The organism is Streptococcus sp. CCH8-H5, assembly GCF_001556505.1.
Lineage (GTDB): Bacteria > Bacillota > Bacilli > Lactobacillales > Streptococcaceae > Streptococcus.
Window position 1 is genome coordinate 1 of sequence record NZ_LSIZ01000152.1, and the last position, 4,643, is coordinate 4,643.

2 protein-coding genes and 1 pseudogene are annotated in these 4,643 nt (G+C 28.8%); all 3 read left to right on the forward strand.

The features are described 5' to 3' along the window. Window positions 1-182 precede the first annotated feature (182 nt). Window positions 183-2,303: an ATP-dependent nuclease gene (locus tag AX663_RS09915; RefSeq protein WP_060973381.1), complete on the forward strand. Its 2,121-nt coding sequence runs from the start codon at window positions 183-185 to the stop codon at window positions 2,301-2,303. After that, window positions 2,270-4,240 carry a UvrD-helicase domain-containing protein gene (locus AX663_RS09920; protein WP_060973382.1) on the forward strand — a complete coding sequence of 657 codons (1,971 nt, stop codon included), beginning with the start codon at window positions 2,270-2,272 and terminating at the stop codon, window positions 4,238-4,240. Before AX663_RS09915 ends, AX663_RS09920 begins: the two co-directional genes overlap by 34 nt. Window positions 4,241-4,279: 39 nt before the next feature. Beyond that, window positions 4,280-4,643: pseudogene (valS, locus tag AX663_RS09925) on the forward strand (valine--tRNA ligase); the annotation flags it as partial.

Below are 4,643 nucleotides of genomic sequence, written 5' to 3' on the forward strand. Positions count from 1 at the left end.
TCCAAAAAGAACGCGACAAACAAGAAGATTACCAAGCTAAATACGATGCGACAGTAGTGCGTATTGAAGAAATGAAGAAATTGGTTAAATAAACATTGAAAGATAAACCTAAATATTATGATTTAGGTTTATCTTTCACTAATTTTTGATAGCGCTTACTTTTGAAAAAAGGAGTAATATTTATGAGAATTGATAAAATTACTATCGAGGGATATAGACGCTTTAATAAGAGTACGATAAATTTAAAACATGGAAATTTTGCCATTTTAGCAGGAGCTAACAATAGTGGAAAAACCTCGCTGATTCAGTTGCTAGATATTATTTTTAATAATAAATCAAGTAAGTCAGTGAGTTTTAAAGATTTTTCTATCGCATTAAAGTCCTTGTTGGATAACAAAATCAAGGAATTAGATTTTTCCTCAGGTGGTAATAATGAGAAGTTCAAGGAATTTATAGGTTATATTAATGAACACATAAAAATAAAAGTTCAATTTGAATTGTCATATGACTGGGAAGAATCCATTGGTTTATTTGCAAACTACCTAATGGATCTTGATGATGAGATGCAGAATTTTTATTTTGAATACAATTATAAACTCAATACAGAGGTAATTAAAGAAGAATTTGTTAAACAAGATATCAAATCAGCTACAATGCTTCAAGAAATCATAGAACAAAACACAGAAAGTATTTATTTTTATGCTGATAAGGATTTCAAGAATAAGAAAATTATTGAATATAAAGATTTTAAGAAATTATTCCATTTTGAATATATATCTGCTGACAGAGAACTAGATGATGAAAATCTTAAAAATAAAAAGATAACTACATCAATTATTTCATCATCTGATCCTACTAACAGTGATTCTGTATGGGATAGTAAATTTGATGAATTAAAAAATAAAATAGCTAACGATTTGGCTGAATCAGAAATTGATTCTAGTTTTCAAAACGAAACACAAAAAATTTTATCTGACTTAAAAGACAGTCTAGATAATGTATCAAAAAATGAAATTGAAGCTTTAGACGCGAAATTTCATTTTAACGAAAAGAATTTATTGAACTTGATTAAGGATAGTTTATTAATCAATTATTCACATAGAACAGATGAGTTTTTATTTAGTTTAACTGAAGAATCCCAAGGTCTTGGAGTTAGTAATTTAATTTATATGAGTCTCCAAATTGATAGATTTAGAAGAACAATTCAACCAAATACTGTTAATTTATTTGTTATTGAAGAACCTGAAGCACATATGCATATACAAATGCAGAAAGTGCTAGTTAGTTATATTGAAACTATTTTTAGTAAACAAAAAAATCTACAAGGAATTATTACAACTCATTCAACTGAAATTGTAAAAAATGTAGATGTAAATGATATAAAAGTCATTCGTTCAGAAAATAATTTTATGAATCGTATAGTTGATTTGCATCAATTTATTGTTAATAATGGAAATAAAACATTTTACGAAACATTTTTTAAATTGAATTTCGCAGATTTAATTTTTTCAGATGCTGTTATCTTTTATGAGGGTGATGCAGAGAGGATGTATTTTGAAAGTTTGATTAATAGGAAACATTCAAAATATATCAACTTAACTCGTCAATATATAAGTTATTGTCAATGTGGCGGAGCTCACGCACATAAATATTTTCCACTATTAAATGAATTGGGAATGAAGGCCTGTGTCTTTACTGACATTGATTACGATAAATATAGGATAAATTTATTTAAAATAGATAAGGATAGGTCTTCTAATACAACTTTAAATTCGATATTCTCTGATAGAGACTGTAATGTTGGCAGTATATATCACCAACAGAAACAAGATAGGAAAGAGAACATCGAAATTTTTACTCAAACAGACATAGATGGGTATGCAAGAACTTTGGAAGAAGCAATTTTATGTAAACTTTTATGTAATTTAGTTCACCATAATACTACTTATATAGATCAAAGAAAGTTCAAATCAAAAATGATTACAGCATTTGTGAATGTAAAAAGAGTCAAAAGAAATATAAAATCAAGAAAATACAATCAAGCAAATAAGAATAGAAATAAAGGTGTATTTATAAAATATGGGAGAGATTTTTGGAAAGATATAAAGATTGAATCAAAATTAGATTTTTCTATCCCGAGAAAAAAAGGATTAGCAATCAGCATAAGAGATGTTGTAAATAGTTTGGACAAAACCGACTTTATGTATTCAATTATCATGAATGGAAAAGAAGTTGACATACTACCTAATTATATCGAGGAGGGATTATCGTGGCTCAACAACAAAATAACTTCTACAAAATAAATGCTCCTGCTGGAAGTGGCAAGACTTACTTTATTAGTAAGACTATTAACGATATTCTTAATAATGAACCATTTGTTAAAATTTTGTGTATTACCTATACTAATAGAGCTTCAGAGGTAATGAAGGATAGAATTATTTCTCCAAATGTTGAAATATCAACTATTCATAGTTTTTTAAACGATTTTTTAAAGCCGTTCTTTAGTAACGATAAAATTATAAATTTTTACTTTGAAATCTATAAAGAAGAGATTAAAACTACACTCGACAACGGTGGGAACTTAGTTGAATGGTATAAGGAAAGATTTTCAGTAGATGGTGATGTTTCTGAAGAAATAATAAAATCAAATTTGAAAATTTATTACAATGAGCGTCAGAGTTCTTTTGTGTTAGATGGTGGTTTGTCTCATGACGATTTATTATATTTTTCATTTAAGTTAATAGAAAGATTTCCTAAAATTGGTTTTAAATTGCGTGAAATGTATAATTACATTTTTATAGATGAAGTTCAAGATACAAGTACGGAAGTTTTGAGATTTTTTTATAATTCGGCTGGGGGCAGTTCAACAAAAGTATATTTTCTTGGGGATAAAATGCAAGAAATTTATAACAAATACGATGGTTCATTTGAAAGTGAATTTAGTGAATTTGATAGTAGCCTCTCTCAAACCTTTACTACAAATTATCGCTCCTCTGAAGAAATAGTTGATCTCTTAAATCATTTATACTTATCTGATTCTAGGGTTACACAGAACTCTAATAAAGGTAAAAAAGGTCAGTTACCTCAATTGGTCTTTACAGATAATATTGAGGGGTTTCTATCTAATACTAGCGAAGTTTACGAGAAGTTTTATAAATTAAGAACGATTAATAGAAAGAGATTCGATAACATTAATAATAGTGGAAAATCTGCTGAAGAAATCTATAAAAAATATCAGGAAATATACCCTAATAGTAGTCGTATTAGTGTAATGGATGTTTTGGTTAACAGTAACTATGATGAGAACCCTGATGAGCTAATGTCTTTTTTAAGTTTGCTGTTTCTAGTATTAAATGAATATCACAATAAAAATTATGGTGAAGTGATTCGTATCTTAAAGAATAGCCAAAAAAACATACCTGGTGATAAATCTATTTCAGTTTTTGATAGCAGCCTTTTAAAAATTGAATTTCATGAGGATAAGGTAAAGCTGCAAGAAAAAATGGATTTCTTTGTTGGGCTATTGAAATCTAAGGAATCTTTAGGAATTGTAATCCAAGAATTGGTAGCTAATAAAGTTATTGGTAATGATTTTTATAAATTTATATTTCTATATGACAAAAACGGAGATTTTCTTTATACTGATTTATTTTGCTCTTCAATTGAATTATTTAAATTGATAGATGAATATAATAGGAACCCTATGGTGTCAACACAACATGGGGTGAAAGGAGAAGGACATAAAAAGATACTATTTGTAGCTGAAAATTCAAGTAATCCAGGTATCAAGATGTATGAATTTCTAAACCTGTTTACATGTTTTTATACTCAAAATAAATTTAATTTTGATAGTTTTCAACAGTTTTATTATGATTTTTATCGTGATATTTTATTACTAGAAGAGAAACTAGAAAAAAAAATAAATAAAATTAAAGCGGAGGATAGAGAACAATACTTTGATGATTTTCAAAATATCTATAACAAGTATTTAGACAATGAATACTTTAAATTTATCTGCTTGAATCAAAATACGCTACAGCTTCGAGAGAAAACTCGTCTCGCAGATATGAAAATTATATTTAATATTAATACGGTTAGGTCCACCTTAACAGCCTACAAATTATTTTATGTTGGTTGTTCCCGAGCTGAAGAAGAATTAATTGTATTGATTGATACAAATCAAATTGATAATATGGAGGAATTTAAGAGTTGTTTCACACAAATTGGTTTTCAGATATAGATATATAAAGTCTGAAAAAATTCCTCTGTGCTGCACCCACACTCACGTGTAGAAGTGAACGCAGTTCCAAGCAAACCAATCATTATCTTGATTAAGATAAGCGACAGCAAACTTGAAGCTTTCATTAATGACAACGTCAACTACATCAAACGCTTCACAAATCCAGAACACTTGGAAATTGCAGAAGATGTCGAAGTACCTGACTTGGTTATGTCAAGCATCATCACAGGTGCAGAAATCTACTTGCCACTCGCAGACCTCCTTAATGTCGAAGAAGAATTGGCTCGTCTTGAAAAAGAATTAGCCAAATGGCAAAAAGAACTGGATATGGTCGGTAAGAAGCTTTCTAACGAACGCTTCGTAGCCAATGCCAAACCAGAAGTCGTCCAAAAAGAACGCGACA